The organism is Alcaligenes faecalis (genome assembly GCF_009497775.1).
Lineage (GTDB): Bacteria > Pseudomonadota > Gammaproteobacteria > Burkholderiales > Burkholderiaceae_B > Alcaligenes > Alcaligenes faecalis_D.
In genome coordinates, this window is record NZ_CP031012.1 from 1,166,538 (window position 1) to 1,189,027 (window position 22,490).

20 protein-coding genes and 2 tRNA genes are annotated in these 22,490 nt (G+C 56.5%); 16 read left to right on the top strand and 6 right to left on the bottom strand.

What is annotated here, in order from left to right:
• Positions 1–142: 142 nt before the first annotated feature.
• Positions 143–2,197 carry an ATP-dependent DNA helicase gene (locus DUD43_RS05295; protein ID WP_153229435.1) on the top strand — a complete coding sequence of 685 codons (2,055 nt, stop codon included), beginning with the start codon at positions 143–145 and terminating at the stop codon, positions 2,195–2,197.
• A gap of 29 nt (positions 2,198–2,226) precedes the next feature.
• Here DUD43_RS05295 and DUD43_RS05300 read toward each other — a convergent pair whose 3' ends face one another.
• Together DUD43_RS05300 and DUD43_RS05305 are read right to left on the bottom strand one after the other, a co-directional pair.
• Entirely contained in the window at positions 2,227–2,706 is a 480-nt protein-coding gene (locus tag DUD43_RS05300; protein ID WP_153229436.1) for a hypothetical protein, read from the bottom strand.
• A 164-nt stretch (positions 2,707–2,870) separates the two neighbouring features.
• Positions 2,871–3,284: a winged helix-turn-helix transcriptional regulator gene (locus tag DUD43_RS05305; RefSeq protein ID WP_153229437.1), complete on the bottom strand. Its 414-nt coding sequence runs from the start codon at positions 3,282–3,284 to the stop codon at positions 2,871–2,873.
• A 91-nt stretch (positions 3,285–3,375) separates the two neighbouring features.
• On the opposite strand from DUD43_RS05305, the gene DUD43_RS05310 reads away from it, so the two are divergent.
• The 7 genes from DUD43_RS05310 (at position 3,376) to DUD43_RS05345 (ending at position 9,906) form a co-directional block, all read left to right on the top strand.
• On the top strand, positions 3,376–4,263 hold the full coding sequence (locus tag DUD43_RS05310) for an NmrA/HSCARG family protein (protein WP_153229438.1): 888 nt from the start codon (positions 3,376–3,378) through the stop codon (positions 4,261–4,263).
• Positions 4,264–4,620: 357 nt separating this feature from the next.
• Positions 4,621–4,986, top strand: a complete 366-nt coding sequence (locus DUD43_RS05320) for an ethanolamine utilization protein EutQ (RefSeq protein WP_228125902.1) — start codon at positions 4,621–4,623, stop codon at positions 4,984–4,986.
• Entirely contained in the window at positions 4,983–6,308 is a 1,326-nt protein-coding gene (locus tag DUD43_RS05325) for an NAD(P)/FAD-dependent oxidoreductase (protein ID WP_153229439.1), read from the top strand. Before DUD43_RS05320 ends, DUD43_RS05325 begins: the two co-directional genes overlap by 4 nt.
• A 48-nt stretch (positions 6,309–6,356) precedes the next feature.
• A complete protein-coding gene (dctP, locus tag DUD43_RS05330) occupies positions 6,357–7,349 on the top strand; it encodes a TRAP transporter substrate-binding protein DctP (protein ID WP_153229440.1) in 993 nt (330 codons plus the stop codon).
• 20 nt (positions 7,350–7,369) lie between these two features.
• On the top strand, positions 7,370–7,876 hold the full coding sequence (locus tag DUD43_RS05335; protein ID WP_153229441.1) for a TRAP transporter small permease: 507 nt from the start codon (positions 7,370–7,372) through the stop codon (positions 7,874–7,876).
• A gap of 2 nt (positions 7,877–7,878) precedes the next feature.
• Complete coding sequence (locus DUD43_RS05340; protein WP_153229442.1) at positions 7,879–9,174, top strand: TRAP transporter large permease; 1,296 nt, start codon at positions 7,879–7,881, stop codon at positions 9,172–9,174.
• 51 nt (positions 9,175–9,225) lie between these two features.
• Positions 9,226–9,906, top strand: coding sequence for a TetR/AcrR family transcriptional regulator (locus tag DUD43_RS05345; RefSeq protein WP_051316344.1), 681 nt, complete (start codon positions 9,226–9,228; stop codon positions 9,904–9,906).
• 256 nt (positions 9,907–10,162) lie between these two features.
• Here DUD43_RS05345 and DUD43_RS05350 read toward each other — a convergent pair whose 3' ends face one another.
• Positions 10,163–10,960 (bottom strand): outer membrane protein assembly factor BamD, encoded by a 798-nt coding sequence (locus DUD43_RS05350; protein ID WP_026484309.1) that lies wholly within the window; start codon positions 10,958–10,960, stop codon positions 10,163–10,165.
• 95 nt (positions 10,961–11,055) lie between these two features.
• Here DUD43_RS05350 and DUD43_RS05355 point away from each other — a divergent pair, with 95 nt between their 5' ends.
• From DUD43_RS05355 to phaR, 5 genes are all read left to right on the top strand, one after another.
• Entirely contained in the window at positions 11,056–12,021 is a 966-nt protein-coding gene (locus tag DUD43_RS05355; protein ID WP_153229443.1) for an RluA family pseudouridine synthase, read from the top strand.
• On the top strand, positions 12,003–12,770 hold the full coding sequence (gene pgeF / locus DUD43_RS05360) for a peptidoglycan editing factor PgeF (RefSeq protein ID WP_153229444.1): 768 nt from the start codon (positions 12,003–12,005) through the stop codon (positions 12,768–12,770). The genes DUD43_RS05355 and pgeF overlap by 19 nt, the downstream gene beginning before the upstream one ends.
• A 142-nt stretch (positions 12,771–12,912) precedes the next feature.
• A complete protein-coding gene (locus DUD43_RS05365) occupies positions 12,913–14,544 on the top strand; it encodes a PHA/PHB synthase family protein (RefSeq protein WP_153229445.1) in 1,632 nt (543 codons plus the stop codon).
• Between the two features lie 125 nt (positions 14,545–14,669).
• A complete protein-coding gene (gene phbB, locus DUD43_RS05370) occupies positions 14,670–15,407 on the top strand; it encodes an acetoacetyl-CoA reductase (RefSeq protein ID WP_153229446.1) in 738 nt (245 codons plus the stop codon).
• Between the two features lie 59 nt (positions 15,408–15,466).
• Complete coding sequence (gene phaR / locus DUD43_RS05375) at positions 15,467–16,009, top strand: polyhydroxyalkanoate synthesis repressor PhaR (RefSeq protein WP_153229447.1); 543 nt, start codon at positions 15,467–15,469, stop codon at positions 16,007–16,009.
• Positions 16,010–16,013: 4 nt separating this feature from the next.
• Here the strand turns inward: phaR and DUD43_RS05380 are convergent, their stop codons facing one another.
• Complete coding sequence (locus DUD43_RS05380; protein WP_153229448.1) at positions 16,014–17,156, bottom strand: GNAT family N-acetyltransferase; 1,143 nt, start codon at positions 17,154–17,156, stop codon at positions 16,014–16,016.
• Positions 17,157–17,296: 140 nt separating this feature from the next.
• Here DUD43_RS05380 and DUD43_RS05385 point away from each other — a divergent pair, with 140 nt between their 5' ends.
• Positions 17,297–18,262: a hypothetical protein gene (locus DUD43_RS05385; protein ID WP_153229449.1), complete on the top strand. Its 966-nt coding sequence runs from the start codon at positions 17,297–17,299 to the stop codon at positions 18,260–18,262.
• A 217-nt stretch (positions 18,263–18,479) separates the two neighbouring features.
• Here the strand turns inward: DUD43_RS05385 and DUD43_RS05390 are convergent.
• Both DUD43_RS05390 and DUD43_RS05395 read right to left on the bottom strand, forming a co-directional pair.
• A tRNA-Met gene (locus DUD43_RS05390) sits at positions 18,480–18,556 on the bottom strand.
• A gap of 826 nt (positions 18,557–19,382) precedes the next feature.
• A tRNA-Met gene (locus tag DUD43_RS05395) sits at positions 19,383–19,459 on the bottom strand.
• Positions 19,460–19,591: 132 nt separating this feature from the next.
• On the opposite strand from DUD43_RS05395, the gene scpB reads away from it, so the two are divergent.
• Entirely contained in the window at positions 19,592–20,551 is a 960-nt protein-coding gene (scpB, locus tag DUD43_RS05400; RefSeq protein WP_153229450.1) for an SMC-Scp complex subunit ScpB, read from the top strand.
• A 2-nt stretch (positions 20,552–20,553) separates the two neighbouring features.
• Positions 20,554–22,374, top strand: a complete 1,821-nt coding sequence (rluB, locus tag DUD43_RS05405; RefSeq protein WP_153229451.1) for a 23S rRNA pseudouridine(2605) synthase RluB — start codon at positions 20,554–20,556, stop codon at positions 22,372–22,374.
• The last annotated feature ends 116 nt before the right edge of the window (positions 22,375–22,490 follow it).

The following is a 22,490-nucleotide window of genomic DNA, read 5'->3' on the forward strand; positions in this document are numbered from 1 at the left end:
GTTGTAAAAGGGTCTGCAAGCGCCGCATTTTGCCATAAAGACCGGCAGCGACCCAGAATTGGCAGGTATCATCTTGTATGTATTCCACTGTGATTGTAGACAGTTCTGTCATTCGTCACCTCTCCCTTAGCGGTTTTGCCCCATGTTGTTGCAGGATTATTCCGATATATTTTCCCCCCAAGGCCCACTGGCAGAATCTGTCCCGCACTATCGTCCGCGGCAGGCTCAGCTGGAACTGGCCCAAGCCATCAGCGAGACGGTCGCCGAGTCCGGCGTCCTGATTGCCGAGGCGGGCACAGGCACGGGCAAGACCTGGGCCTATCTGGTGCCCGTGTTCATGCAAGGTGGTAAAGCGCTGGTCTCGACCGGAACGCGCACCTTGCAGGATCAATTGTTCCGTCGGGATATTCCCCACCTGCGTAAAGCGCTGGCCTTGCCGGTCGATGTGGCTTTGCTCAAGGGAAGAAGTAATTACGTCTGTCATTACCATCTGGAACGATTGGGGCAGGATGACCGTGCCCTGAAGTCCCGTGCGGAAATCGCTTACTTGCGTGCCATTCAGCTTTTTACCGAGCGCAGCCGTAGCGGCGACAAGGGCGAGCTGGCGGAAGTCCCCGAGGACGCCGATATCTGGCACCGAGTCACTTCCACACGGGATAACTGCCTGGGGCAGGATTGTCCCTTTGTGCGCGACTGCTTTGTGATGAAAGCACGCCGTCATGCCCAGGATGCCGATGTGGTGGTGGTGAACCATGCCTTGTTCATGGCTGACTTGGCCTTGCGCGAAGAGGGCGTGACGGATTTGCTGCCCAGCGTGGATCTGGTGGTGTTTGACGAAGCACACCAATTGCCCGACGTGGCCACCCGTTTTCTGGGTAGCAGCGTGTCCTTGTATCAATTGACGGATTTGTGTCGGCAGATAGAAGCGGCAGGTCTGGCCCAGGCGCGCGAGACCGTGGACTGGAGCCAGGTCGCCCGCAAGCTGGAACAAGCCGCTCGGGATTTGCATTTGCGTACTGCGTCGCTGGCGGCTCAAGGTGGCCGTGCGACGTTCCAGGCCTTGCCCGAGCCCGAGCTGTTTGATGAAGCGCTGGAAAATTTGCTGGAGACCTTCGACAAGGTCATCAAGATGCTGGCCATGGTGGCTGAACGCCATCCAGACCTGGCGGCGGCGCATAAAAGTGCTTTGGAGTTGCGTGCACGCTTGTTCCAATGGAGCCAGCCGGACCGTCAGGGCCGCCACGCCTATCTGCCCGAAAGCGAAAAAGATGATGATCAGCCCGACGAGTTTGTGCGTTGGGTAGAAAGCGGCCAGCACTATCTGCGCCTGCACAGCGCGCCTTTGTCGGTGGCCAAGATTTTCTCGCGCTACAGAGGCAAGGAGCAGTCCTGGGTGCTGACCTCGGCCACCTTGTCGGTGCATGGGGATTTCAACCACTTCAAGCGACAACTGGGCTTGTTCGATGCCCGTACCGAAGCCTGGGCTTCGCCCTTCGACTATCCGAATCAGGCGCTGTTTTATGTACCCAGCACCTTGCCGCTTCCCAGCCATCCGAATTTCAATCAGGCATTCGTGGATGCGCTCATTCCGCTGATCAAGGCCGGTCAGGGTGGTGTGCTGGTGCTCTGTACCACCTTGCGCTCGGTAGAGCGGATTGCAGATATGCTGCGGGACCGATTTGATCGGGAAGACATAGAGCGCAATGTGCTGCGCCAAGGGGAGCGTTCACGGCAAGTTCTGCTGGACGAGTTCCGTGCGCGTGGCAATGCGGTGCTGGTGGGTAGTGCCAGCTTCTGGGAAGGGATTGACCTGCCCGGTGATGCCTTGACGCTGGTTGCTATCGACAAGCTGCCTTTTGCACCACCCGATGATCCGGTGCTGGAAGCCCGTATCAAGGAGTGCAAGGACAGGGGCGGTAATCCCTTCATGGAATACCAGTTGCCCGAAGCCGCCATTGCCTTGAAACAAGGGGCAGGGCGTCTGATTCGTACCGAGCGTGACTGGGGCGTGCTGATGGTGGGCGACACCCGTATTGTCGAGAAACCCTACGGTAAATTGCTGTGGCGTGGTTTGCCACCCTTTGCCCGTACCCGTGATCCTGCTCGTGCCTTGGCGTTTCTGCGGGAGCAGAAAGCCAAGCGGCAGAGTGCCCAGGTCAGTGATGTGGAGCTGAACGACAGCTCGGAGCAGGCTTGAAAATATTGCTTGTATTCCGCCTATTAAAACTAGGGCAAGGACTCGTCTGCGACGATGTCCTCTGCCGCCAAGCCCCATAAAAACAGGCTGGGTGTACCAGCGCCTTCCAGACTGCCCTCTATCTGCTGAAGAACGGACATGACGGCACTGCGATTGCTGACCGCCTCAAACGCTTCCCGAGTGATAGGCGCAAACCAGCCTTTTTTGAGCACCGCAACCGCCATTGCCAGCGCCACAGAAAACACATGTTGGCCCAGCATGGGGACTTGAACCGTCTCGCCTGCGCGATTGCGCACATCAAACATTTGCTCTTCATCTGGCAATGCGGCGCCTAGACGCCAGGCCAGTGCCAGCCCGAAGGCTTCGGGAATCATCACGCAAAGCTTGGTCGCACGGACTTCCGACAGGCCGTTGGCTTGCAGTTCAGCAATGCACTCCTCAATGCTTTGATCCTTTGCCAGTACAGGAATAGCTTCTAGTACCTGTGTTTCTGCTTGTTCGTGGTTCATGGAGTATGTTTTATGAAAGGGGCATTCTTGGACATTGGAAAATGTCTGTTTTCATGTTCTTGTGATGTCGGGAAGCGGAGCAGTGGGTCTTACGGGGACGACAGGTTGTAAGGTCGCAGCATCATAAGCTTGGACTTCAATTCCGCGTCGTTCTCCGTTCTACATCAAGGCTTTTTGGCATCGTAGGTTTGACGTGATTCCTGTATACGCGGAAGGTTCTCTCTGACCCACACATTGATGCCTTTCAGCGCATCGAGCATGTTTTTCCCCATCTCCGTCAGTTCATATTCCACACGTGGAGGTACCTCGGGAAAATAATGGCGTTCTACCAAGCCATCTCGTTCCAGGTTTCGCAGTGTCAGCGTCAGCATGCGCTGCGTGATTCCCTCCACCTCACGCTTGATCTCGGAGAACCGCAGTCTACGATCACCCGCGATGGCAAGGCGCCAGATGACCTGCACAGTCCATTTGTCACCGAGGCGTGTGCAGACTCCATTCAAGGGAATCGGCTGGAAGGATGAGTCGCTGTCGTGCTTCTCCTTGAGAGAATCCGACTCTGCTGGATCTATGGGTTTCATTTTTGTGCCTGAGGTTCAAAAAAGTGCCGTCTTCCGCAATTCAGATATCGAGGAAAGAATACGACATTCTCTTTTTTTTTCGAGCTGAATCATGAACAAAGTACCTCGCCCCATTCTGGTTTTCGGAGCCACAGGCCGGCAAGGCGGATCGGTGGTCAAAGCACTTCTGGAGGCTCGCTGGCCTGTGCGCGCCTTTGTGCAATCTCCATCCAAACCGGCTTCAATCGCTTTGCGGGAAGCAGGCGCTGAAATCGTGCAAGGATCATTGGACGATGCCAATCTTATCGCGTCGGCCATGAAGGATGTGCATGGCGTATTCAGCGTGATGCCTGCGAATCTATCGGCAGAAGAGGAGGTCTGCTATGGCACACGTCTTGCTGATCTGGCAGCAAAGAATGGTGTCGAGCATTTCATCTATTCCTCGGGGGCGAGCGCCGGGGACAAACTGACAGGTGTTGCGCGCTTTGATGCCAAGCCTCGTATCGAGGCACACATCCGTGAACTGCCGCTTACCGCAACCATTATTCGCCCCATGATCTTTATGGAGATGCTCGTGCGGCCAGGCTTTGGCCTGGATGAAGGGCGGCTGGTGTCCCTGATACACCGTGATCATTCGATCCAACTGACTGCCGTGCAAGACATAGGGAAAATCGTTGCCGCCCTGTTTGCGGACAGGGCGCGCTTTGCCGGGATGAGCTTGAAGATCGCCAGCGATCGCGTGACCGGCCAGGAACTGGAGGCCGCCTTTTCTGAAGCCGCAGGTCGCTCTATCACCTATACCCGATTCCCTGACGAAGTATTAGCTGCCAACGCCGATTTGGGACATATGGCGTCAAGCCTGGAAGATGGTCCTCTTGCAGAGCGGGTGGACCTCGATCTGATGCGGGAGATCAATCCTGAGCTTGTCTCGCTGCGTTCGTGGCTGATGGGAGCAGGACGTGAAAAGTTGGAAGAAGCGTTGATCAGAAAACAGGCGTAGATAGGCTTTGCGAAGGAATGTGCGCAGATGGAGTCTCGCCATCTTCCTTGCTTTCTGGCTGTGGCTGAAGAACTCCATTTCATTCCAGCGGCTTAGTGACTGCTTGTTGAGTAGTCGCCACTGTCATGCGCTATTTTTCTTATCAATAAGCCTGCTAAAAACAGCCAAAAGCGCTACCAAGAACCCTGCTTGCAGAGCCTGTCACAAGGCCAATTTAATTATTTAAATATAAAGCTCTCCCGCCTGGAACGCAGGGTAATCCCCATCTCCCCACGCATTGACGCGTCAAATTCGGCTCATTACCATCACAACATACAACTATGTATGTTCTAAAACCAATTGTGTTTGGTGATCCACATGACAACAGAAAAAACTTTGCCGCGAGTAATGCGTTTTGACGATTTGGTCTTCCAGCCCAGACAGGAAAAACCGGAGATGGCGCAGTTGGCGGAAATCGTGGGTGAGGAGGATGGAACGCCCTTGGGGGCGGGGTATGCACGCTTGAACCACGCTCGCATCGAATGGACCGTGCTGTACGACGAGGTCGTGACGGTGATCGAGGGCAGCATGCGCATTCATACGCCGCAGGGCATTCTGGAAGCCGGTCCACGTGATTGTGTGTGGTTGCCAGCAGGCACGCCCCTGATCTATGAGGCAGAATCTGCCCTGATCCACTACTGCCTGCATCCCAGCAACTGGGCCAGCGCACGGACGGCGGCATGAGCATCAAGAAAATTACGCGTCTGCCGGAGAACGACAAGACCAATGGGTGGAGTCGGCTCCTGGCTCCTCGTACGCCCAAGCTCGCTTTGGCTAAAGACGTGCAGGCTGATTGGGTGATCGTCGGTGGTGGTCTGGCGGGTTTGGCCGCTGCCCGTCGCCTGGCAGAGAACCGCCCCGGTGACAGCATCGTGGTGCTGGAGGCCGATCAGGTGGGCGAGGGCGCTCAAGGTCGAAACTCCGGCTTTGCGATTGATAGCCCTCATAACGTCGGCAGTTCCATGGGCGAGCTGGACGCCGCCCGCTCGCATGTACGCTTGGCGCGTACGGCGATTGCTTATCTGAAAACCCAGGTCGAGCGTTACGGCATTGAGTGCGACTGGAGCCCCATCGGGAAATTCCACGCTGCCGTTTCCGAGGAAGGCGTACGCACAACCTTGAAGCCTACGCTGCAAGTGCTGGAATCCTTGAAGGAACCGCATGAGTGGCTGGACGGCAAGGCCTTGCATGACAAGCTGGGGTTCAAGCATTTCCGCACAGGTATTTACACCCCCGGCACGGTGTTGCTGAACCCGGCGGGTTTGTCTCGTGGTCTGGCCGACAATATGCCTCCCAACGTCACCGTTTATGAAAAAACGCCTGTGCTGTCTGTGCAGCAAGGCGATGGCGTCACGCTGGAAACACCCGGTGGCAAAGTTCGTGCAGGCAAGATGATTCTGGCCGTGAACGTCTTTGCGGAGCAGTTCGGTTTTTATAGCGGCAAGCTGATGCCGATGGCGGCTCATGCCAGCTTGACCCGTTGCCTGACGGAAAGCGAACAGCGCGAATTGGGTGGTTTGCCCAGTTGGGGTTTGACGCCCGCCAATGCCTTTGTGGGTATCACCATGCGCCGCACCAATGACCAGCGCATTCTGATCCGTCAGCACATGACGTATGCCCCTAATTTACGTAGCGATGACGAGAGCCGTCGCCGCGTGCGCATCGAGCACAAAACCCTGTTTGACGAGCGTTTCCCGAATCTGAAAAACGTGGAAATGGAGCACACCTGGACGGGCTTTATCTGCCTGTCCCGTAATGGCTCGCCCGGCTTTGGTCAGGTGGCCCCGCATGTGTATTCCGCGGTGTGTCAGAACGGGGTGGGGCTGACCAAGGGCACGATCTCCGGCATGTTGGTCGCGGATCTGGCTTGTGGTGTGGACAATCCCTTGATTGCCGACATGCAGGCCTTGGGGCAGCCCGATGCCTTGCCACCACGGCCGTTTCTGGATGTGGGTGTCCGGGCCCGTCTGGGCTGGGAACTGTGGCGACACCGGGCGGAAGCCTGATACCCGAAGTTTGAACAATAAATTTAAAAGAAATACCCAGGAGGAGTTATGAAGCTTTTGAGCAAGACTTTGCTGACGGTGATGTTCAGCCTGAGCGCGGCCACCGTGTCCGCACAAACCATGCGCATTGCGACGGACTCGGGCGCGCAAGGTTCGCCTAGCGGTGATGCCATCGAGAAGTGGGCCGCGCTGATCAAAGAAGGCACGCAAGGCGCCGTGTTGCCCCGCGTTTTTTATCAGAACCAGTTGGGTGGTCAGGAAGAGGTGTTCGACCAGCACGTGGCCGGTGATGTGCAGTTGATGTTGAACTGGCCCATGACCTCCTACGACAAGCGCATTGCGGTGATCTACACGCCCTATATGTTCACCACCTGGGAGGAAGCCTTGGCCGCTTACCAGCCCGGTGGCTGGTTGAATGAAACGCTGGACGGTATCTACAAGGAGAATGGCCTGAAGTTCTTTGGCGCCTGGCCAGAAGGCTTTAATGGCGTCGCCACCAAGGGCAAGCATGCGGTGACGGTAGAGGATGCCAAAAACATCAAGGTACGAGTGCCCCCGATTTCCATGATGCAGCAGTCGGTGCAAGCCATGGGCTATCAGACGGCAGCCATTGATTGGGGTGAAGTGTTTACCTCGATTCAAACCGGCGTGGTGGACGGTGATGCGGCCAACGTCATTTACTACGACTACGAGTATTTCCGCGACACGCTGGATTACTACGTGCGCAGCAAGCAGCAGTTCATTACTGGCGTGTTGTCCATGAACCTGGAAGCCTGGGAAGCCTTGAAACCCGAGCAGCAGGAAGTGATCCAGGCTTCGGCCACCATCATCATGCAGGATCAGTTTTCCAAGGCCCAGGTAGCGGACGCGGCCATTGTGGAGAAGTGGAAGGCGCTGGGTAAAAACTACGTTGAACTCGACAAGGACCAACTGGCGGCATTGGGTACGCATGTCCGCTCCAAGGTCTGGCCGTCCATGCATGCCGAGGTGGGTGACAGCATCATGGCCCATATCGAGAAAAACGCCTCGGCTCTCAAGTGAACACCTTGGATCAAGGGAGTATGAATGTGAGTGAGGACATCCCGATCAAGCGCGGGCCGACCCTGATTGCCCTGGAATGGCTGGCCATCGCGTCCAGCATTGTGGTGGCGGCAGGTTTGGCTTATGTGGTGGCAGCACGTTATTACCTGAACTGGCCGGCAACCGGTGTGCACACCATTGTGATGGTGGCCGCAATTTGGCTGTACATGACGGGGGCGCTGATTGCCAGCCAGTCCCGTCAGCATCTGGTGGTGGATTACCTGTCCCATCGTTTGAAGACTCCACGGGCGCGCGCCATTCACCGTTTCTTTGTGTCGGTGCTGATGCTGATCATTGTGGTGGCCTTTGCTTATTGGACCTTGCGCATGTTCATGTGGGGAGCCCGGTTCTCGACCACCATGGCGGAGTTGGGGATTCCTGTCTGGGTGCCTCAATCCGCGATTGGCCTGAACGCAGTCGGTAGCCTGTTGTATGCCTTGCGCGATGTTTATCAGTCTTTGATGGCCTTGCGCCATGGGGGCCATTGATTATGCATGCTGGATTTTCTGTTCTCTTGCTTCTGTTCCTGCTGGGTGTGGGAGTGCCGGTAGCCTGGTCTTTTGCCGGTACGCTGCTGATGTTGACGCTGGTGTATGACGTCAACTTGAACACCTTGATGCTGCAAGGTTTCCGTTCCTTGAACTCTCTGGTTCTGCTGGCCTTGCCCTTGTTCATCATGGCGGGTTACTTGATGCAGGCAGGCGGGATTGCACACCGTTTGGTGGGCTTTGCCGAGATGCTGGTCAAGAATCGCCGTGGCGGCATGGGGGCCAGCATGGTCCTGGCTTCCGGGGTGTTCGGGGCGATTTCGGGTACGGCCTCTGCAGCGGTGGCGTCCATTGGCACCATTCTGGTCGATCCCATGGAGCAGCGCGGTTATCCGCGTCAGTACTCCGCAGCCTTGCTGGGGATTTCCTCTTTGCTGGGGATTCTGATCCCCCCGTCCATCACCATGATTCTGTTTGCCGTGGTGACACAGCAGTCGGTGGTGGCCTGCTTTGCGGCGACGATTGGACCGGGCTTGCTCTTGATGTTTGGCCTGATTTTGTTCAATTACGTCGTAGCTGGGCGCTGGTTCAAGGAGTCGCCTGCTCAGCCTGCCGATGAGGCCAAGGGGCGTTCCTCGCTCAAGACCCTGTTCTACGCCATCCCTGCCTTGTGTATTCCTGCCTTGATTCTGGGCGGCATTTACGGGGGTATCTTCACGCCCACAGAAGCGGCGGCGGTCGCGGTTGTGCTGGTCATCGGTATTGGCTGCTTTGTGTACCGCGAACTGACTATGCGTAAGTTGTGCGACAGCTTTGTGCGCACGGCAGAGACCACGGGTACGGTCATTCTGATCTTGCTGTTCTCTTTCCTTATTGGCCGCATTCTGGTCGCTCAGGGTGTGCCGCAGGACCTGACCACCTTTGTGACCGGTCTGGTGGATAGCCCCATCGGCATTCTCTTGATGGTCAATGTGTTCCTGATTCTGGTGGGCATGATTATTGATGATGTGTCCTTGACCGTGGTGGTGGCTCCCTTGCTGCTGCCTTTGGTGGGCGTGGCCGATGTCAGTCCGGTGCAGTTCGCCGCGATTGTGGCGTGTGCGGTGATTGTGGGCTCCAACAGCCCGCCGATGGCACCTGTGCTGTACATGTCCTGCCGCATCAGCAAAGTGGCGGTACATCGCTCCTTTGGTCCGGCCATCGCCATGATTGTGTTTGTAGCCATTCCGATTCAATTGATCACCACCTTCGTGCCCGCTGTTTCCTTGGCGTTTCCACGAATGCTGGGCCTGTTATAAGAGGAGCGCCGGTATACTTTGGCGACTAAAGCGACTCTACAAGCAGGCGATATGAGCGATAAGGAACTGATTGAACGCGTGGCCCAGGCCGGGGCACTGACCGAGCCCAATGTGCATTTGACGCGGGCGGATTGGCTGGAGGCCGCCATTCGCCTGTTTATGCAGGAAGGCGTGGAGGCGGTGCGCATCACCCGGCTGGCGCAGGTCATGGCCGTCACGCGGGGCAGCTTTTATTGGCATTTCAAGGACAGGGACGACTTGCTCGATGGGTTGGTCGGCTTCTGGGAGCAAAAGAACATGCGCTCCACCATGCTGGCGCTGGAGAATGTGGACAATCTGCAAGATGGCATGTTGTCCCTGTTCTCCACCTGGCTGGACGTGTCCCGTTTTGAGCCGGGTCTGGATATGGCCATGCGTGATTGGGCCAGGCGCTCCGAGCGGGTGCGTCAGGCCGTCGCGCGGGCGGACAAGGCCTGCATGAATGCCTTGGCCAATTTCTTTCAGCGTATGGGTGTGGAAGAGATCGAAGCCCAGACCCGAGCCCGGACGACGTACTTTTGTCAGATTGGCTATTACCTGATTGGCCTGCAGGAAGAGCTGGAAGACCGGATGGTGTATCTGGACGACACCATGAAGATTCTGGGCGGTCAGCCTTTGGATCCGGCCAAGGCCAAGGCTTTTGCTGAGCGTATGTATAGCGTGCAAAAGGACAATGCCAAGAAAGTGGGGTGATCTCTGGATGTTCTGGAGCCAGCGGGGATGGGCGAGCCTAGGCGACCACAGAGGAAGAAGTTACCTGACAGACAGGTAGTCCTTGCTCTGTTGAGCTAAGCAGAACGAGCTGGCAAGGAACATCAGTTTGAGGCTGGAAAACTAAAAGGGCCGAATCCTGTATGGGATTCGGCCCTTTTTTGGGCTGCGTTCTGTGAAGCGTTTTATGCTTGCTTCACCAAAGCAGCCCGTATTTTTCGCTGCTTTGCTTCAAGGTTTAGAACCAGTTAATCGGGTTCCAGTAGTTCACCTTGGCGTCCAGACCGTCCTTGAAATAGGTGGAGTCCGGGAAGTTCTGGTCCATCACGCGTTTGGTGGTGTCACGCAGCTCGGTTTGACCCATCTTGTCGTAGGACAGGTACATCAAGTACAGCGCGCGTTCTGCAATGGGCACGCCCTTGAAGTCCGTAATTACGGTTTGTGCACGGTTCACGGCAGCCACGTAAGCGCCGCGCTTATAGTAGTACTCGGCCACGTGCACTTCGTTCTGGGCGATGGTGCTGACCAGCCAGGTCAAGCGCTTGGCAGCGTCCGGTGCGTAACGGCTATTGGGGTAGCGTTGCAGCAGATCGTTAAAGGCTTCGTAGGATTCGCGCAGACCCTTGGGGTCACGCTCGCTGGGGTCCTGTTGGGTAATGTTGGACAGGGCAGCGCTAGGAGGCGTAAAGGAGATCAGCCCTTTCAGGTACAGCATGTAGTCGGTACCGGGGTGGCTGGGGTATTGCTTCTGGAAGCGGTCGATGGCGGCCAGGGCTTTGGCTGGCTCTTCGTCTTTCCAGTTGATATAGGCTTGGTCGATCAGCGATTGCTGTGCGTATGTGCCAAAGGGGTAGCGGGACTCGACGGCTTCCAGACGGGTACGCGCATCTTTCCAGTTGCCGGCCGACATTTCTTCACGGGCGTCTTTATACAGGCGCTCGGCGGTCCAACCCGAGGTGGGGTCAACTTCTTTTTTGGTAGTGCCGCAGCCAGCAAGCAAAGTGGCAGCCAGCATTAATGCGGCTACTTGGGCCAGCTTGGTACCACGAATACGTGGCAAGTTCAGGTTCAGGCGAGTCACAAAAGCGTCCTTGGTGTTAGCATTGCTGCTCAATTATATGATTTGTCGCCATGCCTGACACAGATACTGAAAAAGATAGTGTTGTTTCTTCCGACGCACTGCGTTTTATCCTTCCCATCACTGCGTCTCCCGATCGTCTGGACAAGACTTTAGCGCGTTTACTGCCACAGCATTCGCGCAGCCGTCTACAGTCCTGGGTCGAGAGTGGGCATGTTCTCGTCAACGGCCAGGCCGTCAAGGTCAAGCATACGGTTTACCCCGGTGATACCGTGCTGGTCTGGGAACAACAGGCCCCAGAAGACATGGCCTTCGAACCCGATGACGTGGACTTCGAGATTGTGGCTCAAAGCGACTCCTGGCTGGTGGTTAACAAGCCAGTGGGTCTGGTCACGCATCCTGGTGCGGGTAACTGGCGTGGCACCTTGCTTAATGGTTTGCTGTTTCGCTTCCCCAATCTGCGTCAGGTACCCCGTGCCGGTGTTGTACACCGGCTGGACAAAGACACTTCCGGCTTGCTGGTGGTGGCTCGCACGGAAGTCGCACAAACGCACTTTGTCCGACAACTGCAAGAGCGTAGCATGGGACGCCAGTATCTGGCGTTGGTCCATGGTGTCTTGGCGGGCCAGGGCTCGGTCGATGAGCCAATCGGACGCGATTTGCGCGTGCCCGTGCGCATGAGCACGGGGCCATCCGTGGCCCCCAAGCATGCTGTAACGCATTATCAAATGTTGCGTCAGGGTTATGCGGGCGAGGAAGCCGTGACCGAAGTGGCTTGCCGCCTGGAGACAGGCCGTACCCACCAGATTCGTGTCCACCTGAGTTCGATCAAGCATCCCCTGCTTGCGGATACTCTCTATGGTGGTCGCGTCGTCGCGGGGGCGCAGCGCCAAATGCTGCATGCTCACGTGCTGGAGTTTGAGGACCCCGATACGGGCGAGCGCCGCAGTTTCTCGGCGGAGCCACCGTCTGATTATCAATCTGTTGCAGAGACGATTGAATGGCACACTCAAAGCTGATTCCTACTGTTAGCGGCCCCGAACAAGCGGGGCTGCTTTATTTCTGTACCACGCGGGCAGGTGGCGTCAGCCAGGATGAACGCGACAGCCTGAATCTGGGCTTGAATACTGGCGACGATCCGGAGCGGGTACAGCTCAATCGAGAACGGCTTGCGCACTTCCTGGGTTCGGAGCCAATCTGGCTGGCCCAGGTGCACGGCACAGACGTGCTGGATGCGGATCAGGATGTCTTGCCTGCCGTGCCCAGACAGTTTGATGCCGCCATCACTACGCGCCGGGATCGCACCCTGGCCATTCTGACGGCAGATTGTCTGCCAGTTGTGATCTGGGATGAGCAGGCCCAGGTGTTGGGCGTGGCCCATGCTGGTTGGCGAGGTCTGCAAGCCGGAGCCCTGGAGCGCACCTGGCAGGCGATGACGGCCCGTTGTCCCCAAGCGCAATCCTGGCAAGCCTGGGTTGGGCCTGCGATCAGCCAGGAGCACTTTGAAGTCGGGCAGGAAGTCTTTGATGCCTATGTCCAGGACGAACCTGAATTGGCCGTCTTTTTTATTCAGGGGAAACGCCCTGGAAAATGGCAGGCGGATTTGCCCGGTATTGCACGCCACCGATTGGAAAAATTGAGCCCCGGCAAAATGACCGTGCATTTAAGTGGCCTGTGCACGTTTCAAGAGAATGATTTGTTTTATTCCTACCGCCGCTCGCCCTTGACTGGCCGACAGGCCACCATTGCTCGCTTGAACCCGCTTTGACGGTTTTTTGATCGTATTAAATACGATATGGAATCTTTAATTCCGTCTATTGGCGTGCCAGCCTAATTAATTACCCCAATTGACTGCTTTTGTTACGAACGTCATGCTCTAAGCGTATTTGCAATTCGTTTACAGGTGGCAGATGTCGAGTAACAACAGTGCTTTTCAAGGTTTTGGCAAACCGATGGATGCCACCCGCTGTGCCGACCTTCAGGCTCGTTACATGCAGCAGTGGCAGGATCTGTGGGACCAGGCCCAACGCGGTGCCTTGCCACCCCCACAGGATCGTCGGTTTGCGGATGCCGCCTGGCAGAGCAATCCCACCGCCTTGTTCAATGCCCATATCTGGCAGCTTAGTGTTCAGGCCATGAACGAGATGCTGGACCTGATGGATCTGGAAGCTGCGCAGCGTGAGCGTCTGAGCTTTTCCATGATGCAGTGGGCAGAGGCCATGTCGCCCAGCAACTATCTGATGCTCAACCCCCAGGCTCTGCAAACCATGATGGAGACGGGCGGCCAGTCTGTGCTGGAAGGCATGTCCAATTTCATGGACGACTGGCAAAAAGGGCGTCTGACGCAAACGGATGAAAGTCAGTTTCAGCTGGGACAAAACGTGGGCACCACCTCCGGTGCCGTGGTGTTCCAGAACGATATTTTTCAGCTGATTCAGTACGCACCCACCACCAGCATGGTGCATGCTGTGCCCTTGCTGATCGTGCCGCCGTGCATCAACAAGTTCTACATTCTGGACTTGCAGCCCGAGAATTCTTTTGTGCGTCACGCCCTGGATCAGGGGCTGACGGTGTACCTGATGTCCTGGCGCAATCCCCAGCCGAACGACGCCGCCCATATCCATGCCCTGAGCTGGCAGGATTATCTGGAGCAAGGCGTGCTGGAGGCGATTCGTGTCAGCCAGGAGCTGTCGGGACAGGAAAAAATCAATACGCTGGGCTTTTGCATTGGTGGCACCTTGCTGGCCAGTGCCCTGGCATTGGCACGCGATAAAGGGCAGGACCCGGCCGCTTCCATGACCTTGCTGACCACCATGCTGGATTTTACCGACGTGGGCATGCTGAACGTCTTTATTGACGAGGCACAGGTTGCGTTTCGGGAGTGGCAGTTGGGGCAGGGCGGTTTGCTCAATGCCCGCGAGCTGGCCAGTACCTTTTCTTTCCTGCGCCCCGCCGAGCTGGTTTGGAACTATGTGAACAGCAACTACTTGCAGGGCAAAAAGCCACCTGCTTTTGACCTGCTGTACTGGAACTCCGATGGCACCCATTTGCCCGGTCCTTTCTTTACCTGGTATTTGCGCAATACCTATCTGGAAAACCGTCTGGTTCAGAAAGGGGGAGTCCCCGTGGGGGCGCACCGTGCCGATCTGAGTCAGCTGGATTTGCCCGTGTACCTGTATGGCTCCAAAGAAGACCATATCGTGCCCTGGCAGTCGGCCTACGCGTCCTTGCAAGCCTTGCCTGCGGCCCAGCACCGTTTTGTGCTGGGAGCCTCGGGCCATATCGCAGGCGTGATCAATCCGCCTGCCAAGCAGCGCCGTAATTACTGGGTGCTGCAAGATGGCGAGCCGGTCGCCACGCTGGACGCCCAGCAGTATATGGAGCGGGCCCAGTCCGTACCCGGCAGCTGGTGGTCAGACTGGATTGCCTGGCTTGCGCCCTTGTCGGGCTCGCGACGTCGCGCAAAACGTCGCCTGGGCCATGCGCGTTATCCCGTGCTGGAAGAGGCGCCCGGCAGTTATGTGAAAGTGCGCGCCAGTTAATTCTTCAATTTTTCAGGTTTCGGGAGCAGGGCGGTCTGCCTGCTTCCTTTATCCCGACGCCAGGCTTTTTCATTGCCCGGGCCGGCCCAGGGATCGAGCTTTGTCACCCCTTTCAGGAGATGTATATGAGCAGCAAAGTAGCTTACGTAACTGGTGGTATGGGAGGGATAGGGACAGTCATTTGTCAGCGCCTGGCCAAAGACGGTTTTACCGTTATTGCAGGCTGTGGCCCCAACCGTGATTTTCAGAAATGGTTGGGCGAGCAGGCCGAGCTGGGCTACACATTTCATGCTTCGGTGGGCAACGTAGCAGACTGGGACTCGACCGTGGAGACCTTTAAAAAGGTATTTGCCGATTTTGGTCGTGTGGACGTGCTGGTCAACAACGCCGGGATTACACGCGACGGCACCTTCCGTAAAATGAGCCAGGAAGATTGGCGTGCGGTGATCGACACCAACCTGAACAGCTTGTTCAACGTGACCAAACAAGTGATTGATGGCATGGTAGAGCGTCAGTGGGGCCGCATTGTGAACATCAGTTCGGTGAACGGGCAAAAAGGGCAGTTTGGCCAGACCAACTATTCCACGGCCAAAGCCGGAATTCACGGCTTTACCATGGCCCTGGCCCAGGAGGTTGCCAATAAGGGGGTGACGGTCAATACTATTTCCCCCGGTTATATTGGTACGGACATGGTGCGTGCGATTCGTCCCGATGTTCTGGAGAAAATCGTGGCCACCATTCCAGTGGGCCGTCTGGGCACACCGGATGAAATTGGCTCCATGGTGGCCTGGCTGGCGTCGGCTGATTCCGGTTTTGCCACGGGTGCGGATTTCTCCCTGAACGGTGGCTTGCACATGAGCTAAGGCTTGTTGCAGTGCATAGCGCGTGTTTTTGTTTTATTGATTAGGAAGTAAGCACCAGCATGGGATCCCCTCGACTCATCAAGAAATACCCCAATCGTCGCTTGTACGACACGCAGGCCAGCGCTTACATCACTATGGTTGATGTCAAGCAACTGGTCCTGTCAGGAGAGGAGTTCGCGGTCGTCGATGCCAAAAGCGGCGAGGACCTGACGCGCAGTATTCTGTTGCAGATCATTCTTGAGGAAGAAAGCGGGGGTATCCCCATGTTCTCCACTCCGGTGCTGATGCAGATCATCCGTTTTTATGGCAATGCCATGCAGGGGGTGATGGGTTCGTATCTGGAAAAGAACATTCAGGCCTTCATGGAGATCCAGGAGCGCATGACCGAACAGTCCAAGGGCGTGTATGGCGGGCAGTTCGGCCCCGAGGCCTGGGCGCAATTCATGAGCGTGCAAGCGCCTGTGATGCAAACCGTCATGAACAGCTATATCGATCAAAGCAAGAATCTGTTCGTGCAGATGCAGGACCAGATGCAGGATCAGACCCGGCAAATGTTCTCGGTCTTTCCCTTTGCGCCACCAGGCAAAGACAAGAAAGACTGATTTTTTAGCCTGCCAGCGTTTTAAACGGGGTATGGCTGCTTAGTGTTTCCTGATAGCGGGCCACATGGCCCGCTTCTTCATGCAGGAACTCTTCAATGGCGTGGGCAAAGCGCGGGTCTGCAATCCAGTGCGCAGAGCTGGTCGGAGTAGGCAACAAGCCGCGCGAGAGCTTGTGCTCCCCTTGGGCGCCACCTTCAAAGAAACGCAGTTGCTGCGCTATGCAGAACTGAATCGCCTGGTTGTAGCAGGTCTCGAAATGCAGACCAGGCACGTAACGAGTACAGCCCCAGTAACGTCCATAAAGCGTGTGCCCGTCTCGTAGCGACAGGGCGCAGGCGACATCTTGCCCATCTTGCTTTGCCAGAATCAGCACCAGGGATTCGGGCAACTGTTCATGCAGACGCGCAAAGAAATCCCGATTCAGATAAGGACGTTGTCCGCGCTCCTGATAGGTATTGGCGTAGCACTGGTAAAAGTAGTCCAGATTCTGCTCGCTGATGTCCAGGCCCTGTTTGTGCTCAAAGGACAGGCCCTGTTCGTAGACCTTGCGGCTGTCCTGTCGCATTTTTTTGCGCTTTTGCTGGGTCAGGGAAGCCAGAAAGTCCTCGTAGCTGGCGTAGTCCTGGTTCTGCCAGTGAAACTGCACATCATGGCGAATCATGAAACCTGCCTGCTCCAGAGCCTGCCTGTCGTCCGAATTCGGGAACAGCACATGTACGGAGGATAGTTGATTGCTTTGCGTCAACTGGATCAGTTGCTGGGCCAGCAGTACGCGATCCTCCTGGGTGCGAGCCAGCAGGCGAGGGCCGCTGACAGGCGTAAACGGGATGGCGCACAGAAGCTTTGGGTAATAGTCCAGGCCATGACGTTGATAGGCCTGAGCCCAGCCTTGGTCAAACACATACTCCCCCCGAGAGTGATGCTTCAGATACAGGGGCACGGCGCCACACAGCGTCTGTCCACGATGCATCAAGAGGTAATGCGGCGACCAGCCTGTTTGTGGTGTGGCGCAGCCAGCGGCGTCCAGGGAGGTCAGGAAAGCATGGCTGAGCAGCAGGTGATGGCCAGAGAGCGCGTCCCAGTGTGCCGCGTCGAGCTGATTCAGTTGTGTGCAAAGTGAAAATTGGATGGATTCAGTGCTGGCCATGGCAAGGGGTACGTCGGTAAGCCTATTTTGAAACAGGGGTAGGGCATAGCCCCTGACGGCTTTGTATACTAGCCAGCGTTTCATGCAAAGGGAAGGCCTGTTCGGCATTGTTGCCTGTGCTGGCCCAATACGAGGAATTCATGAAGAAAATTGCTTTGACGCTGGGTGCCGCGATGGTGCTGGCGAGTTCGGCTCAAGCAGGTCCTGCTTGTGAATATTTGCGTAATCACGTCGCTTTGCAGTCGCAATCGGACGGCGAGTTGCAGATGCTGGAGCAGGATGGCGCATGTCTGGTTCAGAACGGACAGTTGTCGGCCGGTTTTTCGTCGATGTTGCTGGCCTTTGATGAGCTGGTCTTGCGTGATGAGGGCTTGGCAAAACTTTCCGAGAAACAGGCTATTCCTGATGCCATGGATCTACGAGTAAGCGGGATCTATGTTCTGACGGGGCGTTTGCCAGGGCAGGACTACGTGATGCGCCTGCAAGCCAAGCCCATGGACTTTTCCCTTAAGTACAAGTGGGACTCGGCCTCGGCGCAATTGGATTTGGAGCAGCTCCGGCTGCGCAGCAAGTACCTGCGTGAGGTTCGTGTTCAGGCTCAATTCGAGATCAAGGCGGCAGCAGGACGTTCTTTGGGCCCGGACGAGCTGGAGCAGGCGGAACTTAAAAGCCTGAATCTGTACCTGGATAATCAGAATCTGATCCAGACCATGGTCATGCCTGCATTGGTTTTGAACATGAGCATGTACGAGGACCCGCGTCCCGCTATTGAGACAGCCTTGTTGGCAGCCCGTACCTCTGTGCAGCTGATGCCTGACTCGGTGGCAGATCGGGACAGCCGCAATGCTTTGCTGGCCTTCATCGCTCAACTTCCCTCACCCGAGGGGCGTTTGTCGCTGGAGATGAACATGGACCCACCTTGGCCTGCAGCACGCCTGGAGTCCGGTTTGTCTGTGGATCAAATGCGAAAATTGATGTCTGGCCTGAAAGTGAAAGCCAGGTTCGATGCGGGGCAAGAAGTCCCTTCAGCCTATATTTGGCTGCGCGATCACCTGCGTTATGGCTTGAAGTTGTTTGGCCTGAGCAAGGCCGATGCATCGAATTGATCGGCACTAAGCACTGTTGGCTTCCAGGGCTGGCAGTGCTTTTCCAGGCTTTTGCGATTGATAGCACGGGTGCCGTTCTGCTCACACGATGGCCTTGGATGCCAGAATTATCGGAGTCATGCTGCCTGGTTTGTCGCAAACAGCAATGCCAGATACGGTGCGCGTCCTGAAGCAGGACGAAAAAAAAACCGCCGCATAAGCGACGGTTTTTTAAATTTGGTTGCGGGGGCAGGATTTGAACCTACGACCTTCGGGTTATGAGCCCGACGAGCTACCATGCTGCTCCACCCCGCGTCAGAAAAGTAACTATAACATAGTTTTTGATTATGTACATAGTGTGGCGTGTTTATTTCATTAATATTTGGCGATTGCCGCCGGGAAGGGCATGAAGGCTGGATAAAACGGTCCTTCAATTTTCTTGCGTCTTGTTGGTCGCAATGGTGTAATACGGACTGTGCTTACAGGTTCAGCCGGACTGGCATTTCTAAAAGCTCAAACGCGCAAGCGGCTCCCTGTATAGCGACCAGCTCTTAATGGCTGGCATCTGGCTGTAATAGCAGTCGGCTCCCCTACTAGGCGGGATGTCCCGGCAAAACGAATTTCTCTGTTTCTGGCTTTGCTTCAGGTTTAGGCAATCGATAACCCCTGCGGTGGTCTGTTGGTGCCTTGATGTTGGCATTTGACAATGTAGACCTGTCGCCCCGATCAGTTATTGCCCCAAACGTTGTTGTGCTGTTTTCGCGTTCCGCCAATCAGGAGCGCCAATTCAAATCCAGTCCGATAGGGCTTGCGGACATACTCATCATCAGCATGTGTGCTTACACAACATTTTTAATTGCTTTTAAAGCTGCCATTTCTGGTTTGAGCCAGGGCGGTGTGCATGCGTGCGCGTCCTGTCCTATGCAAGGCCTGGTGGCGACGGGGGTGATTCGGGTGCGTGCTGTGGCCACTGTGGTGGCCTTTGCCTTGGCTGGGATTGTTGCTGCGGTGATGGTGGCTGGCCTGCGTGTGCTGGCTGTAGGCGCCGCCGCGCGCAAGATTGAAGATCAAAACGGCGGGCAACAAAAAAGCCAGCGCAAATTGGCTGGCTTGTTTGATTCTGCTAAGCAGTTCCGGGTGATGGTTGCGGGGGCAGGATTTGAACCTACGACCTTCGGGTTATGAGCCCGACGAGCTACCATGCTGCTCCACCCCGCGCCGGAAAAGATAAATACTAACATGGAATTTTTGCTTTATGCAAGTATCGCCAGAAAGTGAGGCTTCCCAGCAGTGACTGAAAGTGAAATAATCCGAGTCCTGGAGACGGCTTTGCTGTGTGCGCAGCAGCCCATGAACAGCGCTGAGTTGCGCAAAATGTTTGTCTCCCCGCCGCTGAGCGCGGATGATCTGCGCCGTTATCTGGCTATCTTGCAACTGGATTGGAAAGAGCGTGGCCTGGAGTTGGTTCAGGTTGCCTCGGGTTGGCGCTTTCAAAGTCGCCCGGCCATGCAAGTGTTTTTGTCCCGCCTTAGTCTGGAGCGCGCGCCCAAATATTCGCGGGCCGTACTGGAGACCTTGGCGATTATTGCTTGGCGGCAACCTGTTACCCGTGGGGATATTGAGGACATACGCGGTGTCAGCGTATCGACTCAAATTGTGCGCACCCTGGAGGATCGGGGCTGGATTGAAGTGCTGGGCTATCGTGATGCGCCCGGACGCCCGGCATTGCTGGGAACGACCCGTCAGTTTCTGAACGATCTGGGTCTGCGTTCTTTGGATGAATTGCCTTCGGTTGAAACCCTGGATTCCCTGGATGTGCTGGCGTCCTTGCCAAACGGGCAGGCGGCTGCATCGGCTGATCAGGAGCAGGACAAAGAACAGGGTCAAGAACTGGACCTGCAACAGGGTCAGCAACCGGATCAACGGCAGGGTGAAGATCATCAGGATCAGAGCCAGGAGCAAGCGGCAGAGCAGGGCGCAGAGCAAGAGTTTGCCTTTGCAGCAACGCAGCAGACGGGTTCCGAAGCAGGGCAAGAAATAGAACAAGAAGCAGAGCAAGACGCTGCTTTGGAAGTGAGCATGGAGCCGCTACAGGCCTCTGTTGCTCAGCTTGAGCTGGAGTCCGAACCGGATTTCGAGCCAGGCAGTCAGGAAGATTTGCTTGAGGCCGTTCCAGAAGCGGAGCTGCCACAAATTGAACAAGCTGAAGTGAATACGACACCGGACCCCGTGGATGAGGCCCAGGCTGCGGCTGGCCTATCGGATATACAGGTACCGGACGAAATAAAAAACTCTGGAGTAAATGATTAAAAATGACTGATTCGCACGAGACGAACACAGCCTCCATGTCGGACGCCTCTGGCGCGGCCGACCCCAAGAATCCCCGCGCGAAGGGCCAAGGGCGCAAGCTGCGCACCCCGTTTCGCCGCCGTCGTGGCGACGCCACGCAAGAGTCGGCTCCCCGCCAGAATGAAGAGGCCCAGGCGGCCGCTCCTGGTGAAACCAAGGCCCGTCCGGCTCGCCCACAAAACAATCGACGCAAACCGGCACCTGCTGCTGGTGGCCGTCGCCAGGATGCACGCGGTGGTGCCAACAAGCGCCCAGGCAATGCTCAGGCCGCTCGTTTTTCGAACCCTGCTGATGATGCACCCGTTGTGATTCTGGATGGTGATGATGACATCGCATTCAGCCACCTGGACAAGCAAAGCCGTCTGTCGCAGCGCCTGGGTAAGTACATGGGCAGCGAGCTGGTGCAGCCCAAATTGCACAAGGTGCTGGCCGAAGCCGGTATCGGTTCGCGCCGCGATATGGAAGAACTGATCGTTGCAGGTCGCGTCTCCGTGAATGGCGAACCTGCTCATATCGGTCAACGTGTCAGTGCAGACGACAAGGTGCGTATCAATGGTCAACTGATCAATCGTGCCAACACCAAGCGTCCTCCGCGCGTGATTCTGTATCACAAACCGGCTGGCGAAATTGTCACGCACGACGACCCTGAAGGCCGTGCCACTGTGTTTGGTCGCCTGCCTTCCCTGAAAGTGGGCAAGTGGTTGTCTGTTGGTCGTCTGGATTTGAATACTGAAGGTTTGTTGATCTTCACGACATCGGGCGATATTGCCAACCGCATGATGCATCCGCGCTACGGTGCCGAGCGTGAATACGCAGTACGTGTTCTGGGTGAGCTGAGCGAAGAGCAAATGCAGTCCATGCGCGATGGCGTGCAGCTGGAAGACGGTATGGCCAAGTTCGGCATGATCGAATTCCTGGGCGGCGAAGGCAGCAACCGTTGGTATCGCGTCACTATTCACGAAGGCCGTAACCGCGAAGTGCGTCGCATGTTTGAAGCCATGGGTGTGACGGTCAGCCGTTTGATCCGCACTCGCTTTGGTGATGTTGGTCTGCCTAAGAACTTGCGCCGTGGCCGTTGGGAAGAGCTGGATGCCGATGTGGTGATGGCATTCATGCTGCGCCTGGGTCTGGTGAAGGAATCGGATGATGAAGGCACTTTCCAGCGCCGCGAACGTCAGCCTCTGTCTCACGACAGCGCCTTGCCTCCCGGCTTCGGTACGCTGGAGCACAATGGCCTGAGCGGTGCTCGCATGGGTCGTGGTGGTCGTGTGGCAGGTCGCGGTCGTTCCTCGAACAATGTGCGTGTGAACGAATCCGTCAGCGGCGCCTTGTTCATCAGCGGTGGTCTGGCCAATGGTCACCCCGATGGTGGTCGTCGTGAGCACGGTGGTCACGGACGTGGTGCCCCACGTGCCAGCCAGGGTGGCCGTGGTCAACAACGTGGTCGCTCGGCAGAAGGTCGTTCTTCGGAAGGCCGCAGCCATGAGGGTCGTCCACAGGAAGGTGCACGCGTGCACAATGGTCGCCGCCCAGCGCGTGGCGATCAGGCGCGCGGTGAGCAAGGTCGTGGTGATCAGGCCCGTGGCGGTCACGCTCGCGGTGGCCAGGAAGGACGTGCTCCTTCGGCCCGTCGCGGTGCTTCCGATCGTGCCGGTGCGGGGCAAGCGCCCAAGGCTCATGTGAAGAAAACAACGGTGGTGCGCCGTGTCAGCCGTCGTGATGACGACTGGCAGCCAGCCAGCTCGGCAGCCCATGAATCCCACTTGGGACGCGGGCGCCGGTAAAGCCAAGTCGCACGGACTTTGAGTTTGTGGCTCGAACCCTGCGGTTCGGGCCTGTAAGGCCGTGTGAATGCACGTATTTTCCGGTTTTCTGGTAGAATATAGAACTTGGCTCAGAG